Source organism: Streptomyces sp. NPDC006643, assembly GCF_042870175.1.
Taxonomy (GTDB): Bacteria; Actinomycetota; Actinomycetes; order Streptomycetales; family Streptomycetaceae; genus Streptomyces.
The window spans coordinates 1-20,750 of the sequence record NZ_JBIAHA010000034.1; the positions used below are offsets into that span (position 1 = coordinate 1).

The 20,750-nt window shown below is 70.4% G+C and carries 18 protein-coding genes and 1 pseudogene; 11 read left to right on the plus strand and 8 right to left on the minus strand.

The window, feature by feature from the left end:
- The 5 genes and pseudogenes from ACFYNU_RS34650 to ACFYNU_RS34670 all read left to right on the plus strand — a co-directional run.
- Window positions 1-396, plus strand: a 396-nt coding sequence (locus tag ACFYNU_RS34650; RefSeq protein WP_356596456.1) for an acyl carrier protein, incomplete at its 5' end; no start/stop codon positions are given.
- A gap of 171 nt (window positions 397-567) precedes the next feature.
- Window positions 568-5,640 (plus strand): annotated as a pseudogene (locus ACFYNU_RS34655) (type I polyketide synthase); the annotation flags it as partial.
- 83 nt (window positions 5,641-5,723) lie between these two features.
- On the plus strand, window positions 5,724-6,290 hold the full coding sequence (locus tag ACFYNU_RS34660; protein ID WP_356596460.1) for a hypothetical protein: 567 nt from the start codon (window positions 5,724-5,726) through the stop codon (window positions 6,288-6,290).
- Window positions 6,291-6,294: 4 nt separating this feature from the next.
- Complete coding sequence (locus tag ACFYNU_RS34665; protein ID WP_356596462.1) at window positions 6,295-7,197, plus strand: 2-oxo acid dehydrogenase subunit E2; 903 nt, start codon at window positions 6,295-6,297, stop codon at window positions 7,195-7,197.
- 3 nt (window positions 7,198-7,200) lie between these two features.
- Entirely contained in the window at window positions 7,201-8,289 is a 1,089-nt protein-coding gene (locus ACFYNU_RS34670) for an alpha/beta hydrolase (protein WP_356596464.1), read from the plus strand.
- Window positions 8,290-8,403: 114 nt separating this feature from the next.
- Here the strand turns inward: ACFYNU_RS34670 and ACFYNU_RS34675 are convergent, their stop codons facing one another.
- A complete protein-coding gene (locus ACFYNU_RS34675; protein WP_356596465.1) occupies window positions 8,404-8,721 on the minus strand; it encodes a DUF5988 family protein in 318 nt (105 codons plus the stop codon).
- Here ACFYNU_RS34675 and ACFYNU_RS34680 point away from each other — a divergent pair.
- Window positions 8,720-9,487, plus strand: a complete 768-nt coding sequence (locus ACFYNU_RS34680) for an alpha/beta fold hydrolase (RefSeq protein WP_356596467.1) — start codon at window positions 8,720-8,722, stop codon at window positions 9,485-9,487. The genes ACFYNU_RS34675 and ACFYNU_RS34680 overlap by 2 nt on opposite strands.
- Window positions 9,488-9,565: 78 nt before the next feature.
- On the opposite strand, the gene ACFYNU_RS34685 is transcribed toward ACFYNU_RS34680, so the two are convergent.
- From ACFYNU_RS34685 to ACFYNU_RS34700, 4 genes are all read right to left on the minus strand, one after another.
- Complete coding sequence (locus ACFYNU_RS34685) at window positions 9,566-10,138, minus strand: TetR/AcrR family transcriptional regulator C-terminal domain-containing protein (RefSeq protein WP_356596469.1); 573 nt, start codon at window positions 10,136-10,138, stop codon at window positions 9,566-9,568.
- Between the two features lie 147 nt (window positions 10,139-10,285).
- The gene (locus tag ACFYNU_RS34690; RefSeq protein WP_356596471.1) at window positions 10,286-11,101 is read right to left on the minus strand and encodes an SDR family oxidoreductase; all 816 of its coding nucleotides are present in this window, start codon (window positions 11,099-11,101) and stop codon (window positions 10,286-10,288) included.
- Window positions 11,098-11,571: a RidA family protein gene (locus tag ACFYNU_RS34695; protein WP_356596473.1), complete on the minus strand. Its 474-nt coding sequence runs from the start codon at window positions 11,569-11,571 to the stop codon at window positions 11,098-11,100. Before ACFYNU_RS34695 ends, ACFYNU_RS34690 begins: the two co-directional genes overlap by 4 nt.
- Window positions 11,568-12,782 (minus strand): FAD-dependent monooxygenase, encoded by a 1,215-nt coding sequence (locus ACFYNU_RS34700; RefSeq protein WP_356596475.1) that lies wholly within the window; start codon window positions 12,780-12,782, stop codon window positions 11,568-11,570. Before ACFYNU_RS34700 ends, ACFYNU_RS34695 begins: the two co-directional genes overlap by 4 nt.
- 327 nt (window positions 12,783-13,109) lie before the next feature.
- Between ACFYNU_RS34700 and ACFYNU_RS34705 the strand changes: the two genes are divergently transcribed.
- From ACFYNU_RS34705 to ACFYNU_RS34715, 3 genes are all read left to right on the plus strand, one after another.
- Entirely contained in the window at window positions 13,110-13,532 is a 423-nt protein-coding gene (locus ACFYNU_RS34705; protein WP_356596477.1) for a VOC family protein, read from the plus strand.
- Window positions 13,533-13,812: 280 nt separating this feature from the next.
- Entirely contained in the window at window positions 13,813-14,445 is a 633-nt protein-coding gene (gene aroQ, locus ACFYNU_RS34710; RefSeq protein ID WP_356596479.1) for a gamma subclass chorismate mutase AroQ, read from the plus strand.
- Between the two features lie 55 nt (window positions 14,446-14,500).
- The gene (locus tag ACFYNU_RS34715; protein ID WP_356596481.1) at window positions 14,501-15,535 is read left to right on the plus strand and encodes a tetratricopeptide repeat protein; all 1,035 of its coding nucleotides are present in this window, start codon (window positions 14,501-14,503) and stop codon (window positions 15,533-15,535) included.
- On the opposite strand, the gene ACFYNU_RS34720 is transcribed toward ACFYNU_RS34715, so the two are convergent.
- From ACFYNU_RS34720 to ACFYNU_RS34730, 3 genes are all read right to left on the minus strand, one after another.
- Window positions 15,522-16,976, minus strand: coding sequence for an oxygenase MpaB family protein (locus ACFYNU_RS34720; protein WP_388768396.1), 1,455 nt, complete (start codon window positions 16,974-16,976; stop codon window positions 15,522-15,524). The two genes, ACFYNU_RS34715 and ACFYNU_RS34720, sit on opposite strands and share 14 nt — an antisense overlap.
- Before the next feature lie 74 nt (window positions 16,977-17,050).
- Window positions 17,051-17,740, minus strand: coding sequence for a polyprenyl diphosphate synthase (gene uppS / locus ACFYNU_RS34725; RefSeq protein ID WP_356596535.1), 690 nt, complete (start codon window positions 17,738-17,740; stop codon window positions 17,051-17,053).
- Window positions 17,741-18,098: 358 nt separating this feature from the next.
- Window positions 18,099-19,052 carry an NADP-dependent oxidoreductase gene (locus tag ACFYNU_RS34730; RefSeq protein ID WP_356596483.1) on the minus strand — a complete coding sequence of 318 codons (954 nt, stop codon included), beginning with the start codon at window positions 19,050-19,052 and terminating at the stop codon, window positions 18,099-18,101.
- A 93-nt stretch (window positions 19,053-19,145) separates the two neighbouring features.
- Between ACFYNU_RS34730 and ACFYNU_RS34735 the strand changes: the two genes are divergently transcribed.
- Window positions 19,146-19,697: a TetR family transcriptional regulator gene (locus ACFYNU_RS34735; protein WP_356596485.1), complete on the plus strand. Its 552-nt coding sequence runs from the start codon at window positions 19,146-19,148 to the stop codon at window positions 19,695-19,697.
- 152 nt (window positions 19,698-19,849) lie between these two features.
- Window positions 19,850-20,620 (plus strand): aminoglycoside phosphotransferase family protein, encoded by a 771-nt coding sequence (locus tag ACFYNU_RS34740; protein WP_356596487.1) that lies wholly within the window; start codon window positions 19,850-19,852, stop codon window positions 20,618-20,620.
- The last annotated feature ends 130 nt before the right edge of the window (window positions 20,621-20,750 follow it).

A 20,750-nucleotide genomic window follows, 5' to 3' on the forward strand; every position in this document is an offset into this window, starting at 1 on the left:
AACGCCGAGTCCGGGCTGCGGCTACCCGCGACGCTGATCTTCGACCACCCCACCCCGACCGCCCTCGCCGACCACATCCACACCCAACTCACACCCGAAGCGGCGGACACCACAGCCGCGATGCTCGCCGAACTCCAGAGCCTGGAAACCCAGTTCACCGCACTCGTCGAGGACGAGGACGCGCGCATCAGCATCGCCGGCCATCTGAAGTCCATGCTCAGGCGCTGGTCCCCGGACGACGAGGACAGCCCCGCCGCCAAGGCCCAGGCTCGATCACGGGCCGGCGCACAGCGCAAGGCGGCGCAGGAGAAGGAGTCGAAGGAGGACTTCGCGGATGTGAGCGCCGCCGAACTTCTCCAGTTCATCGACAACGAGCTGGGCCGTGGGGCCAAGTGACCCCGCCGTACCGACGCCCGTACGAGCGCCCGTGCCCATCCCCGTACGAGCGCCCGTGCCGGCGCCCGTACCAGTCACCAGAGGTCCACGAACACCGCAGCTCCTGAAGGGGGTCATCAGATGTCGGAAGCGGAAGACGCCAAACTCGTCGAATACCTGAAATGGGTCACGGCCGAGCTGAAGCAGACGAAGCAGCAGCTCGCGGACGCCGAGTCGGCGCAGGACGAACCGGTCGCCATCGTGGGCATGGCCTGTCGCTATCCGGGCGGGGTGACCTCGCCCGAAGACCTGTGGCGGCTCGTCGAGCAGGGCGAGGACGCCATCGCGGCGTTCCCCGAGGACCGGGGCTGGGATCTGGACGGCCTCTACCACCAGGACCCGGAGCAGACCGGTACCTCCTACGTCGCCGAAGGCGGCTTCCTGTACGACGCCGGCGACTTCGACGCCTCCTTCTTCGGTATCAGCCCCCGCGAGGCCATCGCGACCGATCCGCAGCAGCGGCTGCTGCTGGAGACCGCGTGGGAGGCCGTCGAGCGCGCCGGCATCGCCCCCGACTCGCTGCGCGGCACCCGCACCGGTGTCTACGCGGGCGTCGCCTACGGCGACTACGTCGGCCGGCTCGCCCAACTCCCGGCGGAATTCGAGGCGTTCATGGGGAGCGCCAGTACGAACAGCGTCGCGTCGGGACGTATCGCGTACACCATGGGCCTGGAAGGCCCGGCCGTGTCCGTCGACACCGCCTGCTCGTCCTCGCTCGTCGCCCTGCATCTCGCCGCGCAGGCCCTGCGCAAGGGCGACTGCGACCTCGCGCTGGCCGGGGGAGTGACCATCATGGCCAGCCCCGCCCTCTTCATCGAGTTCAGCCGCCAGCGCGGACTCTCCGCCGACGGCCGCTGCAAGCCCTTCGCCGCCCAGTCGAACGGCACCGGCTTCGCCGAGGGTGCGGGCCTCCTCGTACTGGAGCGGCTCTCCGACGCCGAGCGCAACGGGCACCGGATCCTCGCCGTCGTCGCCGGCTCGGCCGTCAATCAGGACGGCGCGAGCAACGGCCTCACCGCGCCCAACGGCCCTTCCCAGGAACGTGTCATCCGCCAGGCCCTCGCCGACGCCGGCCTCACCCCCGCCGACGTCGACGTCGTCGAAGCTCACGGCACCGGCACCACCCTCGGCGACCCCATCGAAGCCCAGGCCCTCCTCACCGCCTACGGCAAGCATCGCCTGCCCGGCCGGCCCCTCCACCTCGGATCGGTCAAGTCGAACATCGGCCACACCCAGGCCGCCGCCGGCGTTGCCGGCATCATCAAGATGGTCATGGCCATGCGGGCGGGCACACTCCCGAAATCCCTGCACATCGACCGGCCGACACCGATGGTCGACTGGTCCGCCGGGGCCGTGGAACTCCTGACCGAGCACCGTCCCTGGACCGACGACCAGCATCCGCGCCGGGCCGGCGTCTCCTCGTTCGGTATCAGCGGCACCAACGCCCACGTCATCATCGAGGACGTACCGGCCACACAAGGCACCGCCGAGGCCGACTCCGACGCGGACCTCGACGCGGACCCGGACGTGGACCCTGAGGCCGACTCCGACGCGGACCTCGACGTGGACCCGGACGTGGACCCTGAGGCGGACTCCGATGCGAACTCCGACGCGGACTCCGGCACCGTCCCCTGGCTGCTGTCCGCCAAGTCCCCGGCTGCCCTGCGGGCCCAGGCCGCGCGCCTGCACGACGTACTGACCGGCGATTCCGGCGCGCTCACCGACGAGAGCCCTGCCGACATCGGCCACGCCCTCGCCACCACCCGTACCGCCTTCACGCACCGCGTCGTCGTCCTGGACGACGACCGCGCCGGATTCCTGCGCAGCCTGCGGAGTCTGGCCCAGGGCGGCTCCTCACCGGACATCGTCCAAGCCGGCGCCGGTGCCTCCACCGGCGGCAGAACCGCGTTCCTGTTCACCGGTCAGGGCAGCCAGCGACTCGGCATGGGACGGGGACTGTACGAGACCTTCCCCGCGTACGCCGAGGCGTTCGACGCCGCCTGCGCCCACTTCGACACTCAACTCGACCGCCCGCTGCGCGACGTCGTGTTCGCCGGCGCGCGCTCCGAGGACGGCGCCCTCCTCGATCAGACCCGCTACGCGCAGCCCGCGCTCTTCGCCGTCGAGACCGCGCTGTTCCGGCTGATGGAATCCTTCGGCCTACGACCGGACTTCGTCCTCGGGCACTCCATCGGGGAACTGGCCGCCGCCCACGCCGCGGGCGTCCTCCCGCTCCCCGACGCCTGCGCCCTGGTCGCCGCCCGTGGACGGCTCATGCAGTCCGCCGACAGCGACGGCTCCATGGTCTCCGTACGAGCCCCCGAGGCCGACGTCCAGAAGACCCTCGCCGAGTACGCGGGCCGGGTGTCGGTCGCCGCCGTCAACGGCCCTTCCTCCACGGTCATCTCGGGAGACGCCGACGCCGTACGGGCCGTCGCCGGGACTTGGCGCGCCGACGGAATCAAGACCAAGCGGCTGCGCACCAGCCACGCCTTCCACTCACCGCACATGGACAGCGTGCTCGCCGAGTTCCGGGAGGCCGCCGCCGCTCTCCGCTACGCGGCACCGGCGATCCCGCTCATCTCCAACGTCACCGGCGAGCGGGCCACCGCAGGGCAACTGGCGTCCCCCGACTACTGGGCCGACCACATCCGAGGCGCCGTACGCTTCCACGACGGGATCCGCAGCCTCGAAGACGCCGGCGTCACCCGGTTCGTGGAGATCGGCCCCGACGGCGTACTGAGCGGCATGGCCCGGGAATGCCTGACCACCGAGCCTGCCGTGCTGGTGCCCGCATGCCGTGGCGACCGCTCCGAGGAACGCACCTTCGCCGCCGCCCTCGCGCAGCTCTGGGTGTCCGGCGCCACGGTCGACTGGGCGAGCCTGCTGACCGAGCGCGGCGCGCGACAGCGGCCCGTCGACCTGCCGACGTACGCCTTCCAGCGCCGCCGCTACTGGCTCGACACGGACGGTCCCGCGTCCCGGGCGCTCCCGGGCCACGCAGCAGGCGAGGTGTCCGGTACGGCTCCGTCCGCGCAGGAGCGCGGATTCTGGGCGGCGGTCGGCGACGGCGACCTCGCCGCCCTGGCCAGCGAACTGCGCCTCGACAACGAGCAGATGAAGGCGCTGCGCGCCGTCCTCCCCGCGCTCGACGGCTGGCGCCGGCAGAGCCTGTGGGGGCATCGCTTCGGCTGGAAGCGGCTGCCCGCGGGCCGGGGCGAGCCGTCGCTCACCGGTGAATGGCTGCTCGTCGTACCCGCCGGGCGCACCGGCGAGCCCGCCGTCGACGCCGTCCGGCAGATGCTGACCCGGTACGGAGCCACCGTGCTGGAAGTGCCCGTCGGGACGGACGGGACGGGCGGGACGGACGGAGTGGACGGGACGGGCGGGGTGGCGGACGCCGACCGGGACGCCATGCTGGAACGGATCAGATCCGCAGGTGCCGACGGGCGGTCCGTCGCCGGGGTGCTCTCCCTGCTCTCCTTGGCCGATACCGCGCCGGCCTCCGGCACGGACGCCCCGTTCGCCCCGTTCGCGTCGTTCGCCCTGACACTCGCGCTGGCGCAGGCCCTCGCTGACTGCGGCATCGAGGCGCCGTTGTGGTGCCTGACCCAGGACGCGGTAGCCCCCGGCTCCGACGACGCCGACGGCCCCGAAAGCGGACCGGCCGGCGGGCCCGCCGTCGGACAAGCGTCGCTGTGGGGCCTCGGCCGGTCCCTCGCCGCCGAATATCCCGCCCGCTGGGGCGGCCTGGTCGATCTGCCCACCGGATTCGGCACCGTCACCACGGGGACCGCCACCACGGCCACGCCCGCCCCCGGTACCTCCGACACAGTCACGGCCGAACGGCTCGCACGCGTCCTTTCCCAGCCGCGTACGGACCGGGCCGAGCGCCAGGTCGCCTTGCGCGCGACCGGGACGTACGCTCTCCGCCTCCGACGCGCGGCCCTTAGAGAGAGGCCGGCCACCGAGGAGTCGGCCACTTCGACCACCGGCCGCCGCTCCGGTGCGGTGCTTGTCGCCGGACCCGTCACCCCGTATGTCGCCCACGCGGTAAGGCAGTTCGTCGACGAGGGCTGCGACCGGCTGACACTGGCCGTGCCCGACGACGGCAGGTCGGGCGACGCGGTGCGCGTACTGGAGGCCGAACTCACCGCCTTCGGGGCCACCGTCGAGATCGTCGGGTGCGACCTGACGGACCGCCAAGAACTGGCAGGCGTACTCGACGCGATACCCGACACGCAGCCGCTGCGCGTGCTCCACAGCCTGCCTGCTGAGCCTGCCGGGCCTGCCAGGTCTGCCGGGCCCGCTGACAGCGCCGCCGACATCGATCCGGCCACCGCCGCGCGGACGGTGGGCGACACCGTCGCGGGCGTGCGGGCGCTCGACGAGCTGACCCGGGACCGTACCGTCGACGGATTCCTCCTCTTCAGCTCCTTCGAAGCGGCCGTCGGTACCCCCGGTCACACCACCGTGGCCGCCGCGCACGCCTGCCTGGAGTCACTGGCACTGCGCCGACGGGCCGAAGGTCTGCCGGCCACCGTCGTGTCCTTCGGCCCCGCTGCGGTGGCCGAGAACGGCTCCACCGGACCGAACGAGGCCGCCGGACTACGCGCGGTCGAACCGGGCCGCGCCGTGGCTCTGCTGCCACGGATCAGCGGTGCCGACCGTCGTGACGGTGCCGACCCTGGCGACCCTGGTGACCGTGGCGACGGACCGTCCCTCGCCGTGGTCGACGCGGACTGGGAGGTCTTCGCCGGTCTCGGTACGGCGGCCCGGTCCGCGTACGGCGCGCTGCTCAGCGAACTCCCCGAGATCAGGCCGCTGTTGACGGATGGCACGCAGCACGCGGGCCAACGGGGCCAGTCCGGCACGACGGCGGACACGGACGGCGGAGGCCCCGCCGAGCTGCGCCGCCGGCTCTCCGGCCTCAGCCCCGAGGAACAGTCGGGGTTGCTGCTCGACGTCGTGTGCGCAGCCGCGGCCGAAGTACTCGGCCACGCCTCGCCCGACGACATCGACAACTCCCTCTCGTTCCTCGAACTCGGCTTCTCCTCCTTCACCGGACTCGAACTGCGCAACACGCTCTGCACGGTCACCGGACTCGAACTCCCGCCGGTCATCGTCTTCGACCACCCCACCCCGGTCTCCCTCGTCGGCCATCTCTGCTCCGAACTGGAAGCGGTCGGCGACCGCACGCTTTAGAGGACGCTTAGCCGCCCGATTGACCATGACCAGGAATTCCACCAAGGCCGCGCACCCGCACGGCCGCCGCCGAGAGGAAGAAAATGCCGCACCCCCTGAACAAGCCGTGGGCACGCGCCACGCTGGCCGCCACCGTCGTGACCGGACTCGCCATTGGCCTTTCCGGTTCGACGTACGCCAGTGAGTCCAAAGGCAGCGACACGGCCGAGGCGCGGTCGCATTCGAAGAAGAAGTGTGTGACCAGTCTGGACGGCTGGACCGAGGAGACGATGCAGCACTTCCGGATCGGCCCCGCCGATCCCTATCCGGTGCAGAAGGTCGGCGAAGCGCTCATTTACGACGACCTCATCTTCGACGAGAACGACAAAGAGGTCGGGCACGCCGTCGGCTATGTGAGCGCGGTCAGGAGGGCGGCCGACGGTGACCTCATCACCACGTACAACCACACCGCGGAACTCCCCGACGGGAATCTGACCGGTGTCGGCCTGGTGAACCGCACCGAGATGTTCGCGGGCGCCGAGGCGACCTTCCACGTCAAGGGCACCTCCGGTGCGTACGCGGGCAAGACAGGCACCCTGAAGTGGACGCTGCTCCAGACGCCGCCCAACTACGACACCCGTGTCAGCCTCGACCTGAAGCTGTGCGGCTGATCCCGTGAAGGGCGAACCCCTGGCGCGGCAGCGCAGGCACACGATCTACTTCCTGGAGGAGATCGCCGGATTCGCGCCCGTCTTCCTCGACACCGAGGTGGACATGACGCGGGTACGCGAACACCGTGGCGCCGCCAAGGAGGCGGGCCTCAGGTACGGCGTCGTCAGCTACGTCCTGCACTCCGCCGCCAGGGTGCTCGCCCGGCATCCGCAGGCCAACGCGGCGATCCACGGGCGGGCAAGGCCCCGGATCGCGGAGTATGAAGACGTCAACGGCAAGGTCACCTTCGACAAGACGATCGAGGGGCAGCGGGCCGTGGTGTCCACGGTGCTGACATCGCTCCAACGGGCGGAACTCGGCGACATCCAGCGGCAGATCGAGCACTTCCGGGACGGGAACGCGGAGACGATGCCGGAGTTCGAGGCGCTGCGGAAACTACAGAAGCTGCCGCCGTGGCTGGCCAGATTCCTGTTCCACCGCGCCACCCGGCCCCTGGGCAGTCGCCAGGCCCGGATGGGCACCTTCGCGGTGACGTCGCTGGGGCACCGGGCGGTGGACGGTTTCCAGTCGGTGGGCGGCACCGCCGTGACGTTCGGTGTGGGCCGTGTCCTGGACCGTCCGGTGGTCCGGGAGGGGAAGGTGACCGTCGCGCCCGTGATGCGGCTGAGCCTGGCGTTCGATCACCGGGTCATCGACGGCGCGGAGGCGGCCGACGTACTCACGGAGACGAAGGATGCGCTGGAGTCCGTGTCTCCGTTCGCCCCGCCTTCCACCGCCTCCCTCACTTCCACCGCCCCCACATCCACATCCACGTTCACCTCCACGTCCACGTCCACGTCCACATCAACTCCCACCACCTCCTCCGCCTCCGCCTCCGCCTCGGCGGCACGAGTGGGAGAAGGGTGAGCGATGAATGACATCGATGAGCTGAAGCAGTTCGTGGTCGCGCACGCACAGGCCCAGGCGATGCCGGAAGAGCGCTACCGCACGGTCCTCGACCGGATCCGCCACGACGACGAGGGGCAGCCCGGCTCCTGGGCCGTCGAATGGTCCGCGGCGGGAGCCGGGCTGGCCGCGGCCGGCGAGCACCTGGAGGCGGCGCGCTGCTTCAACATGGCCCGCTTCCCCTTCGTGGACGGGCCGGCCCGGCAGGAGGCACTCACCAACTGCGTTGACTCCCTGGGCCGTTGGCAGGAGGCGTATCCGCAGGTGGAGCGGCTCGACATCGAGCTTCCCAAGGGGCGTATCGGCTGCTGGGCGAGCGGAATGTCCCGTACGTCTCCGAAGCCGCTGGTCATCCTCATGGGCGGGATCGTCAGCATCAAGGAACAGTGGGCGTCGGTCCTCCCGCTGTTCGAGCGGCTGGGCATGGCTGTGGTCGTCACCGAGATGCCCGGCGTCGGGGAGAACTCCCTGCTGTACGAGCGTGACAGCTGGGAGATGCTCCCGGCCGTGCTCGACGCCGTGGCCGATCGCGCCGACGTGTCGCGTACGTACGCGGCGTGCCTGAGCTTCAGCGGGCATCTCGCGCTGCGCTGGGGCGCGGCGGACGACCGGCTCCGGGGGGTGGTGACGATCGGCGCGCCGGTCAGTGACTTCTTCACGGACCGGGAGTGGTTCGGGCGGCTGCCCCGGGTGACGCTGGACACGCTCGCCCATCTGACCGGTGTGCCGGTCGGCTCGCTGCCGGACCTGTTCCACAACTGGGCGTTGGACGCGGCACTGCTGAAGTCGTTGGACTTCCCGGTGTATTACACGGCGAGCAAACGCGACGAGATCATTCCGCCGGGAGACATACGACAGTTGAGGGAGTACGTGCGGAATCTCTCGCTCAACGAGTACGACGACGTCCACGGCTCACCGAACCACGCCAACGAGATCCGGCTCTGGGTGCCGAACTCCCTGCTGCGGATGAGCGGCGCCCGCAATCCACAACGGGCGGTGACCGGGCTGCTGCTCGGGCTGCTGCGGCTGCGCGGGAAGCTGTCGCGCGCATGACGGAAGAAGAACGGTAAGGGTCTGCGGGCCCTTACCGTTCTTCTTCGGTCCGGTCTACGTCCCGTCTACGTCCCGTCCACGTCCGGTCCGTGTCTGTTCCAGTCTGTTCCGTATTTACTCCGCGACGAATGTGGACTGGATCCAGGTGAATACCAGCAGTTCCTCGCCGAGGTGCAGTGAAGTCTCGCCGGTGGGATCGAAGTGCTCGTACCGATTGCCACGGAAGAGCTTGAACCGCTCAGTGGTGTCCTCGACGTACCGAACACGGTCACGATCCGGAATGGCGGGACCGCCATGCAGGACCACATTGGGAATACGAGTCATAAAGATCTGCCTTTCCGTCAGGAACTGCGTCGCCCAGATCGCATCGATTGTCGAAGCCGTCTCTAAAGCACCGATAAACCGTTCAGTGAATCCAAGGAAAGGGACCATGATGTCGAAAGTGACCGTCGACAGTGATCTGTGGATACGGCGTCCGAGTCCCGCCCCTGACGCCTCGACACGGCTGTTCTGCTTTCCCCACGCCGGCGGCGCCGCGAGCTTCTTTCACCCACTGGCCGCCCAACTGCGCCCCGACACGGAGGTGTTGGCCGTCCAGTACCCCGGACGTCAGGACCGCAGGCACGAGCCCCTGCTGACAGACATCCGAACGCTCGCCGACCAGGTCACCGCCGCGGTCCTGCCCTTCACCGACACCCCGTACGCGTTCTTCGGCCACAGCATGGGCGCCATCGTCGCCTTCGAAGTGGCCACACGACTCCAGGCCGCGGGCGCTCCCCGGCCCGTCGCCCTCTTCGCCTCGGCCCGCCGCGCCCCGTCCCGGAACCGCGACGAACGGGTCCACCTGCTCGACGACGCCGGACTGGTCGCCGAGATCACGGCCCTGGGCGGCACCGCGGCGACGCTGCTCACCGACCCGGACGTACTGGCCATGGTCCTGCCGGTATGCCGCGCCGACTACCAAGCCATCGAACGCTATCGCTGGGCCCCGCACACGCCGCCGCTCACAATCCCGATCACGGTACTGATCGGCGACCGGGACCCACGGGTGACCTCGGCGGAGGCCGAGGCGTGGGGCGAGCACACCACCGGGCCTCTCGACGTATACACGGTGCGGGGCGGCGACCACTTCTACCTGACGGACCGTCTGAAGGAAACGGCGAGCCACATCACGGCGCAACTGACGTCCACCGGCTGACACTTGACGGGCTGGCCGCAGCGACTCGTCGGCCGAGTGCTCGCGGGCTGACTGGTCGCGGGCCGAGTGCTCGCGGGCTCAGGCTTCCGGGGGCAGCAAGCGTGACAGCCCGTAGCGGAACCGGTCGTCGAAGGAGTCCGTGAGCATGAGGTGCTCGCCGACCCGTGCGAGCGCGGGGTAGCTGCCGGTCGTGACGAGTTCGTGGAACGAGCCGCGGGGGTTGTCGGACGGGGTCTGCTGTTCCTGGGTCAGACCGAGCGTGAAGTAGACGATCGACCAGCACAGGCGGGCCGCGTCCGCCTCGTCGTATCCGGCGTCCAGCAGCGCGCCGACGATGCGGTCGGCCACACGCAGGGTCTTGCCCGTGCCGGTGAAGGTGCCCGCGACCAGCCGGCCTCCGTCGCGGTGTGCGAGCAGCGCGTCCCGGTAACGGGTGGCGACCACGCGGGCCCGTTCGACCGGTTCGTCCGGCAGGTGGGCGACGTCGACGGAGCCGACGATGTGGTCGGCCATCGTCTCGATGAGCGTCTGCTTCGTCTTCACGTACGAGCTCACCGAGTTGAGGTGGGAGCCGAGGGTGCGGGCGACGCCGCGCAGCGTCAGTCTGTCGAGACCTTCCGCCTCAAGCGTGGTGAACGCTGCCTCGATCACGTCGTTCAGCGTCCAGCGCATCCTCGTGTCCCGTTCCGTTCCCCGACACCCACCGGCGTTTTCCTGGGCATGCTACAAGCCGGGCTGTTCAGGGCCATCCTTCCGTCCCTCGTCAGCCGCCTGGTCAGGTCCCCCGACAGCTCCCCGTCAGGCGCCGAACGCCGCCCGGGACACCGCGTCCCAACGTTCCCACTCCTCGATACGGGACGCGTACTCCGCCCGGATCACATCGAGCGGCTCTTTGCCGAAGAAGATCCGCAGCGGTGGCTCGTCGGCGTCGACGACCGCGAGGATCGCCGCGCGGGTGGCGGCCGGCTCACCGCGTACTCCGGTCGGCCGCTGCATACCGGTGCGGAGGCCGTCGTAGGCGGCCAGGCGTTCGGCGTGCACGGCGGACGGTCCCGCCCAGTCGGTGGCGTATCCGGCGGGTTCGACCAGGGTGACCTTGATGCCGAAGTCCCCAACCTCCTTGGCGAGACTCGCGGTGAATCCCTCCAGGCCGAACTTCGAGGCGTGGTAGACGCCGAGGCCCGGCAGCGAGAAGACGCCCGCGATCGAGGAGACCTGGATGATGTGCCCGCCGCCCTGGCCGCGCAGATGCGGCAGCGCGGCCTGCGTCACCCACAGCGGGCCGAGCAGATTCACGTCGATCTGCGCCCGGGCCTGTTCCTCGCTGATCTCCTCGACCATGCCGAACAGGCCGTAGCCGGCGTTGTTGACCACGACATCGAGGCGGCCGAAGCGGTCGGCGGCCTGACGGACCGCCGCGTCGACGGCCGCGCGGTCGGTGACGTCCAGCCGGATCGGCAGCAGCTTGTCGCCATACGTCTTGACCAGGTCGTCGAACGCGCCGGCGGTCCGGCTCGTCGCGGCGACCCGGTCGCCCCGCTCCAGGGCCGCCTCGGCCCACTGCCTGCCGAACCCCTTGGACGCGCCGGTGATGAACCATGTCTTCGCGGTCATGTCGCGCTCCTGTGTTCCTCGGTACCGGTCGGGGCTTCCCGACCGTGCTGGGTGAGCGGCAATTGCCCGGGGACGACGGCCAGGCCGTCGACCTCGACGAGCCATTCGGGTCGGCCGAGCGCCTGGACGCCGATGAGCGTGCTCGCCGTACGGGGCCAGTCCCCGCCGAAGGCCCGCCGGCCGGCCGCGAAGATCGGCTCGACCAGTTCGGGACGGTGCCCCACCACATGGATGGTGTTCTTCAACAGATCGCGCGGGCCGCAGCCGAGCGCGGCCAGCGCGTCGGCGACGTTGCGGAACGCCTGCTCGGCCTGGGCCTCGTGATCGCCTTCGCCGACGAGCCGCCCTTCGGCGTCCAGCGCGATCTGTCCCGCGATCGCGACGACGAATCCCGAGCGGGCGATGGCCAGATGGTGATAGAGGCCGCCGACCGGAGGGGCCAGAGCCGGCGGGTCGACATGTTCGATCACGGCCGCGTCCTCTCGTAGGGGGTGTAGTCGGGCAGCGCGAAGCCGCTCGACAGCCGGATCTGGTGGCGCAGCAGCAGATCGCCGATCGGCAGCCGCTCCTGAAGCGCCACCACGCCGCGCCGCAACGCGATACCGGCCGACGTCCGCGGAGCCATCGTTCTGCCGTTGCCCTGCCCGAACCGCTGGACGCGGCTGATCCACGGCCGCATCCGCTCCTCGTACGCCCGCAGCCCGGCGGCGACGTCCCCATCCGCCCTGGCCAGCTCACCGGCGAGTACGTAGGCCCCGACGAGCGCGATGGTCGTGCCGTGCCCGGACATCGGCGAGGCACAGAACGCCGCGTCGCCCACCAGCCCGATCCGGCCCGACGACCAGTGCGGCAGGGCGACTTGGCTGCACGCGTCGAAGTAGAAGTCGGCGGACTCCTCCAACTGGTCGACCAGTTCGTCGGTGCGCCAGCGCATTCCGGCGGCGCGCGAGCGCACGACGGTCTTCAGCGCGGCGGTGTCGCGAGGGTCGTACCGGAACGGGGCGGACCGGAAGGCGAGGACCGTCATCAGCCGGGTGTTGCCGCTCACGGCGCGGGCGCCGATGGTGCGGCCCGGTTCGGAGTACATCTCCGTCCAGTCGCGCAGCCCCAGCGTGTTCCGCGCGGTCCAGAACGACAGGTAGTAGCCGAGGTGGCGCAGCTGCGCGCCGTCCGGGCCGAACGCCAGGGCGCGCACGCCCGAATGGAGCCCGTCGGCCCCGACCACGACGTCGAATCGGCGCGGTGCCGACTTCTCGAAGGTGACGTGCACGCCGTCGTGGCGGTCGTCGAGTGCGTCGATACGGTCATCGAAGACGTACTCGACAGAGCCGGCGGTCGCCTCGTGGAGGATCTCCACCAGCGCGCCCCGCAGGATCTCGGTGTCGGCCACCGGCCCGTCCCCGCCGAAGCCTTCTGCCCGCATCGATGCCTGCCGCCGCCCCCGCGCGTCCACGAACGACATCCCGTCCGCGCCCGTGCGGGCGTCACGGACCGCCTCGGCCAGGCCCGCCCGGGCTATCACGTCACGTCCGCAGCCGCGGATGTCGATCAGCTGTCCGCCGGTGCGGCGCGCCGGCGCGGACTCGACCACCGTGACCTGCGCCCCGTACCGCGCCAACCAGTGCGCGAGCGCCGGGCCCGCGATACCGGCGCCGGAGATCAGCGCCTTGATGCCGGGCATCTTTCACCACTCCTCAGTTTTGGTCACTGACCAACTTCACGATCCAGTGAAATTGGTCAATGACCAAAAGTCAAGCTGCTCGGAGAGATGAGAGGGGGAGGCGCCGGCCCGACTGCTTGTGCCGTACGTGCTAGGTCACAGGCATTGAAGCCCGTACTCCGCGGAGTACCGGACACAACCTGGCCTCTACCTCCGGCATCGTGGCGTACGAGCCGGTCGGGAGGCACGAGCCCCTGGCGCTGGTGGCCGTTGCCCCACATCGAGGCCTACGGGCCGACGGCGTATGTCCGGCATCGCGTATCTGTCATATCGAGGCAAGGAGCAGTCATGTCCGTCACGACCACCACTCACCTGAACTTCCGGGGCGCCGCACGTGAGGCGCTCGACTTCTACCAGTCCGTCTTCGGCGGACGCACTGTCGCGGTCACCTACAAGGACGCGGGCGCCGTGCGGAACGAGAGCGAGGCGGACTGGGTCATGTGGGGCGAGGTGGCCGGCGACAACGGCTTCCACGTCATGGCCTACGACGTGCCCTCGCAGCTTCCCTGGAACCAGGGCGACAACTCGTTCTTCGTCTCCGTGCGTGGCGACGACGCCGAGGAGATCAGCGCCCTGTGGGGAAAGCTCGCCGAGGGCTCGACCGTCGTGAGTCCGCTGGAGCCCGCCCAGTGGGCGCCGCTGTACGGCATGCTCACCGACCGCTTCGGCGTCACCTGGGTCCTGGACGTCACCGCCCCGTACAACGGCTGAACCAACTGACCTGACATCCCTGTGCAGTCCGGGCCGCAACACTCACACGGGCGGCCCGGACGACGCTGCCACCGGGCACCGGACGAGGGCGTCAATTTCTTCGGCACCGCCGGCGTCGAGGAGACCCTCTCCGCGCTCACCGACCTCGCACCGCCTGCGCACCCACTTGCGCCGACGCCCGCCCCACGAGCGCGCCGCGGCCGGGCGCGTCCCGCGCTGAGGCGTGCCCCCTCCTTGGAGACTGAACTACCCCCAACTCCGAAGCCGAAGGACATTCCCCGTGCGAATCCGACGTACGCGTTCCGTGCTGGTCGCCGCATCCGCGGCGCTGCTGTTCTGCGGTGCGGCAGCCGTACCCGCCGTGGCCCAGTCGCAGCCAGCGGGGTCCGCGCTCTCCGCCGGTCGCGGACTCACCGCGCTGACGGACCTGTTCGCCGAGCGGCTGCTGGTCGCCGACAAGGTGGCCGCCGCCAAGTACGGCACGGACCGGCCGATCGACGACCCGGCGCGGGAGCGGGACATCCTCGACGACGTCGCCAGCCGGGCCGTCGGGCTCGGCCTGGATCCTGACGCGGTGGTCGCCGTGTTCGGGGACCAGATCGAGGCGAACAAGGTCTTCCAGCGCGGGCTCTACGCACGCTGGGACGCACATCCCGACGAGCGGCCCACTCACCGACCGGACCTCGACAAGGAGGTCAGGCCGGCACTCGACCGCATCACCGCCCAACTGCTCGACACGCTGGCGGCGACGGAGGGTGTGCGGTCCTCGCCGTCGTGCGAGGTGCGGTTGTACGGGGCTGCCGCCTGGTCGGCGTACGGCCATGAGCTGGACGTGCTGCATCTGACTGGAATGGAACGGGCGTTGCTCTCGACCTGCGCACCCGCCAACGACCACGCGATTGCCCGCACGTAGGGGTGGATCGAGCATCCCCCTCGACGCCGGTGGCCGGCTCCCCCGAGGACTTCCAATGAGTCCGCGGGGCGGGACCCATACGAGCAGTACGCCCGCCGGTACGTTCAGCAGTTGCTCGACGAGGGCCGGATCGAAGAGCTGCGGTCGGCGGCCCTCACCGGTACGGCACTGGCCCGCGCACGGCTGGCGGAGCTGTACGCCGCACAGGGCCGGATCGAGGAGCTGGCGGTCGATCGCCGGGACCGACAACGCGTGTCTGGAACTCCTGCTGGCCGACACACTCGCCGATACGACGGCCGGCATCGTGATGAAGGTGCGCCTGGAGGCCCAGGAGAAGGCCGCCCTTGCTGAGTTGATCGAACTGCTCCGCGCGCAAGGCCGAGTTGACGAGGCCATCACCTTCCTCCAGGCGCACCCGGAGACGAACGACTACGCCGGACGGCACCTGCTGGTGCATCTGCTCCTCGTGCAGGGCCGTGTCGCGGACGTACGGACGATGGCGGGTGACAGTCAACGTCCCTACGCCCGCACCCTGGTGACGGGCATCCTCGCCGAGCAGGGCCGGATCGAGGAACTGCGGGCGCTCGGCGCCCCTGGTCCTCTGCTGGCCCACGCATTGGCCGGGCTGGGGCGCTTCGATCAGGCGATCGCCGCGTTGCAGGTGTGCGTCGATGCCCACGAGCAGTACGCCCACGACCGGCTCATCGATCTGCTGGTGGAACAGGGGCGCGCCGATCAGGCCCTCGTCGCCCTGGAGGCCAGGCGGCACAACCCCTACGAGTTGACCTCCACGGCCGCCCTCGACGTGGCCCGGCTCCTGGACGAACAGGGCCGCGCCGAGGACGCGATCAGAGTCCTGCGGACCCGCGGGGGCGCACCGCGACAGCTCGCCGCGCTGCTGGCCGGGCAGGGCCGTACCGACGAGGCCGTCCGGGTCCTCGACCGCGCCATGGCCGACGCCAAGCACTCATCCGTTGTGGGGGAGTTGGCAGAGGCTCAGGCCGACCTGCTCGTCGAACACGGGTGGATCGACGAGCTGCGTACGCCGCGAGTGACAGCCGCGAGAGAGGTGAGATCTACGCGTCGGTGAGCAGGGGGTCGTACGCGCTTGAGCGCTGACGGCCCGCCATGAAGGAGAGGAAGTCGTTCAGGAACGCGCTGCGCGAATACGTCCCCTCGGGGTTGTCCATGTCCCGGTGGAAGCCGGTGCGGAACAGGGCCCGGTACTCGTCCGCGTCGATGGTCTCGTTGCCGTCCTTGTCGGTGGCGTCGAAGAGCACTTCGGCGACTCGGATGAGGGCCGGGCCGGCGAGGGAGGGGACGGCGGCGGCGTACTCCTGGGCGCTGACGCGGCCGTCGCCGTCGGTGTCGAGGGCCTCCTGGAGTTCCTTCCACCAGTGGGCGAAGGCGTTGTAGAGACGGGTCTCCTGAGGTTCGTCCAGATCGAGGCGGCCGGCGAGTTCCCTGGCCATGGCGGCGAGGTCGGGCCAGTCCAGATAGCCGTCGCCGGTCTGGTCCAGCACCGCGTGGAAGAACTCCTCGGCGCCGCGCTGCGGCGCGGGCGACCGGGCGGGTTCGGGCTGTGCGGGAAGGGGGGTGACCAGCCTGATGAAGGCGCCGGCTCGTTTCATCGCCTCGTGCACCGCGGTGATGCTCCGCGCACGGGGGTCGTCGCTGTCGGGTGTGAGGAAGAGCAGGCCCGCGACGCCTTCGGCCTGGATCCAGCTGTCGGGCAGGAAACGTGCCAGGCCGGCGGCCAGATAGGCACTCTGCATCACGGTCTGCGCCCCGGGAATCTCGGGCAGGCCCGCCTTCCGGCGGAACGACTCGGGAAGGGAGGCCACGGTGATGGCGCCGATGACGGGCCCGGCCAGTGTGCGGCCGGCCGCCCACACCGTCGGCAGTCCGTCCAGTACCGGTGGCGCGGGGAGATGGTCGAAGAGCCGGTACAGGATGATGCGCAGAGCTTCGGTGTTCTCCAGCTCCTCCTCGACCATCCGGTCGAAGTACGGCCAGAAGTCGTTCAGGTTCGCCGGCAGGTGTCCGGCCTGGTCGCCCATGGTGGCGAGGAAGGCCTGGAACTCGGCGTACAGCTTCTCCATCGTGATCTGTTCGAGCGGCTGTCCACCCAGGCGGCACATGGTCACGGCGCTTTCGAACAAGGTCGCCACCACCCAGGCCCGCACTCCGGGGTCCATCGCGTCGTACGGCCGGCTGCGGGCGTCGGTGCCGTTCAGCCGCGCGTGCATCCGGTTCAGGCGGGCCGCTTCCCGCTGCCGGGCGTCGTCGTCGGCGCAGAACATGCGCTGCATGCTCTGGAAGGTGTTGCGCAGCCGCCGCCACGGGTGCGCCACGAACGTCGAGTTGTCGAGGAGGGCGGCGCCGATCTGCGGGTGCGCGGCTTCCAGCACGGTCGCCCGGATCATGGCGAGCGCCCAGCGCGGATCGTTGAACAACGCGTGGAACTGCGCTCCCGGGCCGAACAGCGGATCCTCGGTCAGGTCCGCCGGTACACCGGACGCCGACGGAATGTCGCCGGGGCGGGGGCCGGGGACGGAGCGGGGGCCGAGGTCGGGGCCGGTGGTGGGGCTGGTGGCGGGGTCGGTCACGGTGGGGACGCTCCGTCTGCTTGGGGTGTCAGTCCGCCGAAGCGGCGGCTGCGCTGCCGGTAGGTGTGCAGGCATTCCACGAAGTGCGCGGCGCTGAAGTCCGGCCAGAGCACCGGGGGGAACATGAACTCGGCGTAGGCGACCTGCCAGAGCATGAAGTTGGAGATGCGCTGTTCCCCCGAGGTACGGATGACCAGATCCACATCGGGAGTGTCGGGGTGGGGCAGGTGCGCGGCGAAGCTCTCCTCGCTCACCGCGTCGGCCGGTACCTGGTTGCGGATCAGGGAGCGTGCCGCTTCGACGATGTCCGAGCGCCCGCCGTGGTCGAACGCCACCGTCAGTGTCATGCCGCGATTCCCGCTCGTCAGCGTCGTCAGATCGGCGAAATCCCGGGCCAGTTCGGCGGGGATCTGGGAGTCGCTGACGCCGAGGAACCGGCAGCGGATCCCCCGGGCCTGCAACAGCGGGGCATGCTTGCGCACCACGCGGCGCACCAGCCGCATGAGGTAGTCGACCTCGCTGCCCGGGCGCTGCCAGTTCTCGGTGGAGAACGCGTACAGGCTCAGCCACTGAACCCCGGCGGCCCGCGCCGCCTCGATGACGTCGATCACGGTCGCCTCGGCGGCACGGTGACCGGACGTCCTCGGCAACGCCCGGCGTACGGCCCACCGGCCGTTGCCGTCCATCACGCAGGCGACGTGCCGGGGGACCGGCACGGAGGGGCCGACGGGGACGAAGACATGGGGGTCCGTCGCTTGTTCTACCGTCACGCGGACTCCTCAGGTCACCCTGGCCGACAGGGAACAGCGTGACGGGGTCCGCCGGTCGGCATGGCACGATCACTCGGGATTCACCCCTACGTGGGTCATGCCGCGCAGGTGAACGAACCGCTGGAAGTCGGCCGTCCCCGCACCGTTCTGCTCCTCAGTCCGGCCCGGTCCCGTCGCGGTGGCGGGAAGGGAGGTGCAACCACCGCGTAATCAGGGAGAGTTGTAAGGACTCCTCAAGATCACGCGATGGCCTCTGCCCCGCCCGGTAACCCGGTCACAGGACGAGCATGAGCTTGCCGCCGGGCCGGCGGGACTGGCTGAGCTCGGCCGCCTCCTGGATCTGGTCGAGTGTGTAGGTGCGGGCGACCGATACGACGAGAACGCCTTCGCCGGCCAGCCGGGCGAACTCGTTCATCCGGTCGTAGCGCATCTCGATCTGGGTGATCCGGGTGCCCAGTTCGGCTGCGGCGGCGAAGTCCGAGATCGTGAGGACACGATCGGGGTCCCCGGTCAGCTCGATCAGGGACGGCAGCGAGCCGCCGCCCGGGCTTGCCTCGTGGGCGCGGTCTATCCGGCCGCCGCTCGGGGCCGTGTCCAGGGCGCGGTCGACGCGGCCCCCGGCCAGCGCGGCGACGCGCTCGGCCATGCCGTCGCCGTAGCCGGTCACCAGGGCGCCGATCTCCGCCAGGGCCGCGGCCCGCGTCGGCCCGGCGGTGGCGATCACCCGGACTCCCCGGTGCAGCGCCAGGCGCACCGCCACCTCACCCACGGTGGAGCCCGCGCCGTGGACGAGCAGCAGCTCGCCCGGCTGGACACCCAGGTCGTCGAGCGCGTGCCAGGCCGTCTCGGCCGCCATCGGCAGCGCGGCTGCCTGCTCGGCGGTGACGCCCGCGGGAATGTGGGCCCAGGCGGCCATCAGCGCGTACTCGGCGGCCCCGGCCGTCGGGCCGTCGAGGGTCGCCGGGCCGAACACGCGGTCGCCGATCTCGACGCCGGAAACGCCCTCGCCGAGCCCGTCGACGGTGCCCGCGACCTCGACGCCGAGCCCGCGCGGCAGCGGCGGCAGCTGATCGGCGAGCACGCCGTCGACCACCGCCCAGTCGCCCGGCGTCAGGCCGCACGCCCGCACGGCGATCCGGATCTGGCCGGGTCCCGGCTCGGGCTTCGGGACCTCGCGGAGCACGATCACGTCCGGAGAACCGAACCGGTCGAACTGAAGCGCCTTCATGATCATGACCATCCTTCTAAGTGATGACAGCATCTGTTGTCATCGATGGTAACGCGTCCTGACGACAGCCTCTGCTGTCATATGCTGTCGGGTATGCCGCGATGGGAGTCAGACGCACAGGGGCGGCTTGAGCGCGCGGCGCTCGAGCTCTTCGAGACGCAGGGGTTCGAGCGCACCACGGTCGCGCAGATCGCGCGCACCGCCGGCCTGACCGAGCGCTCCTTCTACCGCTATTTCCCCGACAAGCGGGAAGTCCTCTTCGCCGGCAACGAACTCGAAGCGCACCTTGCCGCCCGGGTCGAGGCGGCCGACCCCGGCCTCACACCGATCGAGGCGCTGCTGACCGCACTGGGAACCGCCGACGAGGTCTTTCCCTCGCGCGAGTTCCTGCTGCGCCGCGTCAAAGTGATCGCCACCAGTCCGGCACTGGCCGAGCGCGATCTGATCAAACTCGCCGACATCGCCGACGCGTTGGCAGGGGCGCTCGAACAACGAGGCGTCGAGCGCGGCAAAGCACGCTTCATCATCGACGTGGCGATTGCGGTCTCCCGGCGCGCCACGTCCCGCTGGCTGGCCGACCCGGAGGCGACCCTCTCCGAACTCGTCGCCCAGACCGCCGCCGAACTGCGCGAGGCAGTCGGCTGAGCGTGCCGGTCGGCTGAGCCTGCCGCACGGCACGTGTTCTTGGCGGGGCACGGTCCGGCGGGAACGAGCCCGGACCTGGCCGCGGGCGCGGTCGGCGCCTGCGGCGAACAATTGCGATGTAACCGCTGCGGGAGCTGCGGAATACTGCGCGGGTGACTGACGAACGCGTGTTGCAGGATGATCCTGATCGCAGAGTGGTACGTATCGGCGACACGGTCCGGCGGCCCGTGCATTCGTGGACCCCGGCGGTCCACGAGTTGCTCCGGCATCTGGAGGCTGTCGGCTTCCCCTACTCGCCACGGGTGCGGGGGATCGACGAGAGCGGACGTGAGGTCCTCACCTATCTGGACGGCGAGTCGGGACCGCAGGGCTGGGCCAAGGTGATCGACGACTCCGGTCTCGCCGCCTTCGCGCGCTTCCTGCGTCAGTATCACGACGCGGTCGACGGTTTCCGTCTGTCCGAAGGGCTGACCTGGTGCACCGGGGAGAGCGGGCCGCGGGACGGTGAGGTGGTCTGCCACGGTGACTTCGGCCCGTGGAACATCGTCTGGCAGCGGGAGAACCCCGTCGGCATCCTCGACTGGGACTACGCCCGGCCGGCGGACCGGCTGCACGACATCGCCTACGCGCTGGAGTACGTCGCCCCGTTCCGGGACGACGCCGAATGCGTCCGCTGGCTGCGGTATCCCGGGCCACCCGACCGGCGCCACCGCTTGGAACTGTTCGCCCACGCCTACGGCTTGACCTCCACCGACGGACTGGCCGGCGCGGTCGTCGACGTCCAGAAAGCGGCGATCGAGCAGGTTCGCGGTCTCGCCGCGCGGGGACTCCAGCCCCAGGCCCGCTGGGTCGCCGACGGCTACCTCGACGACCTGACCCAACGAGTCGCCTGGAGCCAAGCCAACCGGCACCTGTTCGAGTAAGCGCGCCTGAACGGCGATCCGGGACAGCGGTCCTGGACGCGGCGGCCCGTCTCCTGCCCCACCTCCGGCTCGCGCGCCCTCCGGACCGCCCGGTCGCCTGAGCCCGGGGGAGTTCGTGGCCGACGGGGCT

Excerpts from the sequence above, each read along its gene's own strand:
- ACFYNU_RS34675 (WP_356596465.1), bottom strand. The coding sequence starts at position 8,721 with ATGGTCCCTTTCCTTGGATTCACTGAACGGTTTATCGGTGCTTTAGAG.
- ACFYNU_RS34705 (WP_356596477.1), top strand. The coding sequence starts at position 13,110 with ATGTCCGTCACGACCACCACTCACCTGAACTTCCGGGGCGCCGCACGT.
- ACFYNU_RS34700 (WP_356596475.1), bottom strand. The coding sequence starts at position 12,782 with ATGCCCGGCATCAAGGCGCTGATCTCCGGCGCCGGTATCGCGGGCCCG.
- ACFYNU_RS34690 (WP_356596471.1), bottom strand. The coding sequence starts at position 11,101 with ATGACCGCGAAGACATGGTTCATCACCGGCGCGTCCAAGGGGTTCGGC.
- ACFYNU_RS34730 (WP_356596483.1), bottom strand. The coding sequence starts at position 19,052 with ATGAAGGCGCTTCAGTTCGACCGGTTCGGTTCTCCGGACGTGATCGTG.
- ACFYNU_RS34670 (WP_356596464.1), top strand. The coding sequence starts at position 7,201 with ATGAATGACATCGATGAGCTGAAGCAGTTCGTGGTCGCGCACGCACAG.
- ACFYNU_RS34715 (WP_356596481.1), top strand. The coding sequence starts at position 14,501 with ATGAGTCCGCGGGGCGGGACCCATACGAGCAGTACGCCCGCCGGTACG.
- ACFYNU_RS34735 (WP_356596485.1), top strand. The coding sequence starts at position 19,146 with ATGCCGCGATGGGAGTCAGACGCACAGGGGCGGCTTGAGCGCGCGGCG.
- ACFYNU_RS34660 (WP_356596460.1), top strand. The coding sequence starts at position 5,724 with ATGCCGCACCCCCTGAACAAGCCGTGGGCACGCGCCACGCTGGCCGCC.
- ACFYNU_RS34680 (WP_356596467.1), top strand. The coding sequence starts at position 8,720 with ATGATGTCGAAAGTGACCGTCGACAGTGATCTGTGGATACGGCGTCCG.
- uppS (WP_356596535.1), bottom strand. The coding sequence starts at position 17,740 with ATGGACGGCAACGGCCGGTGGGCCGTACGCCGGGCGTTGCCGAGGACG.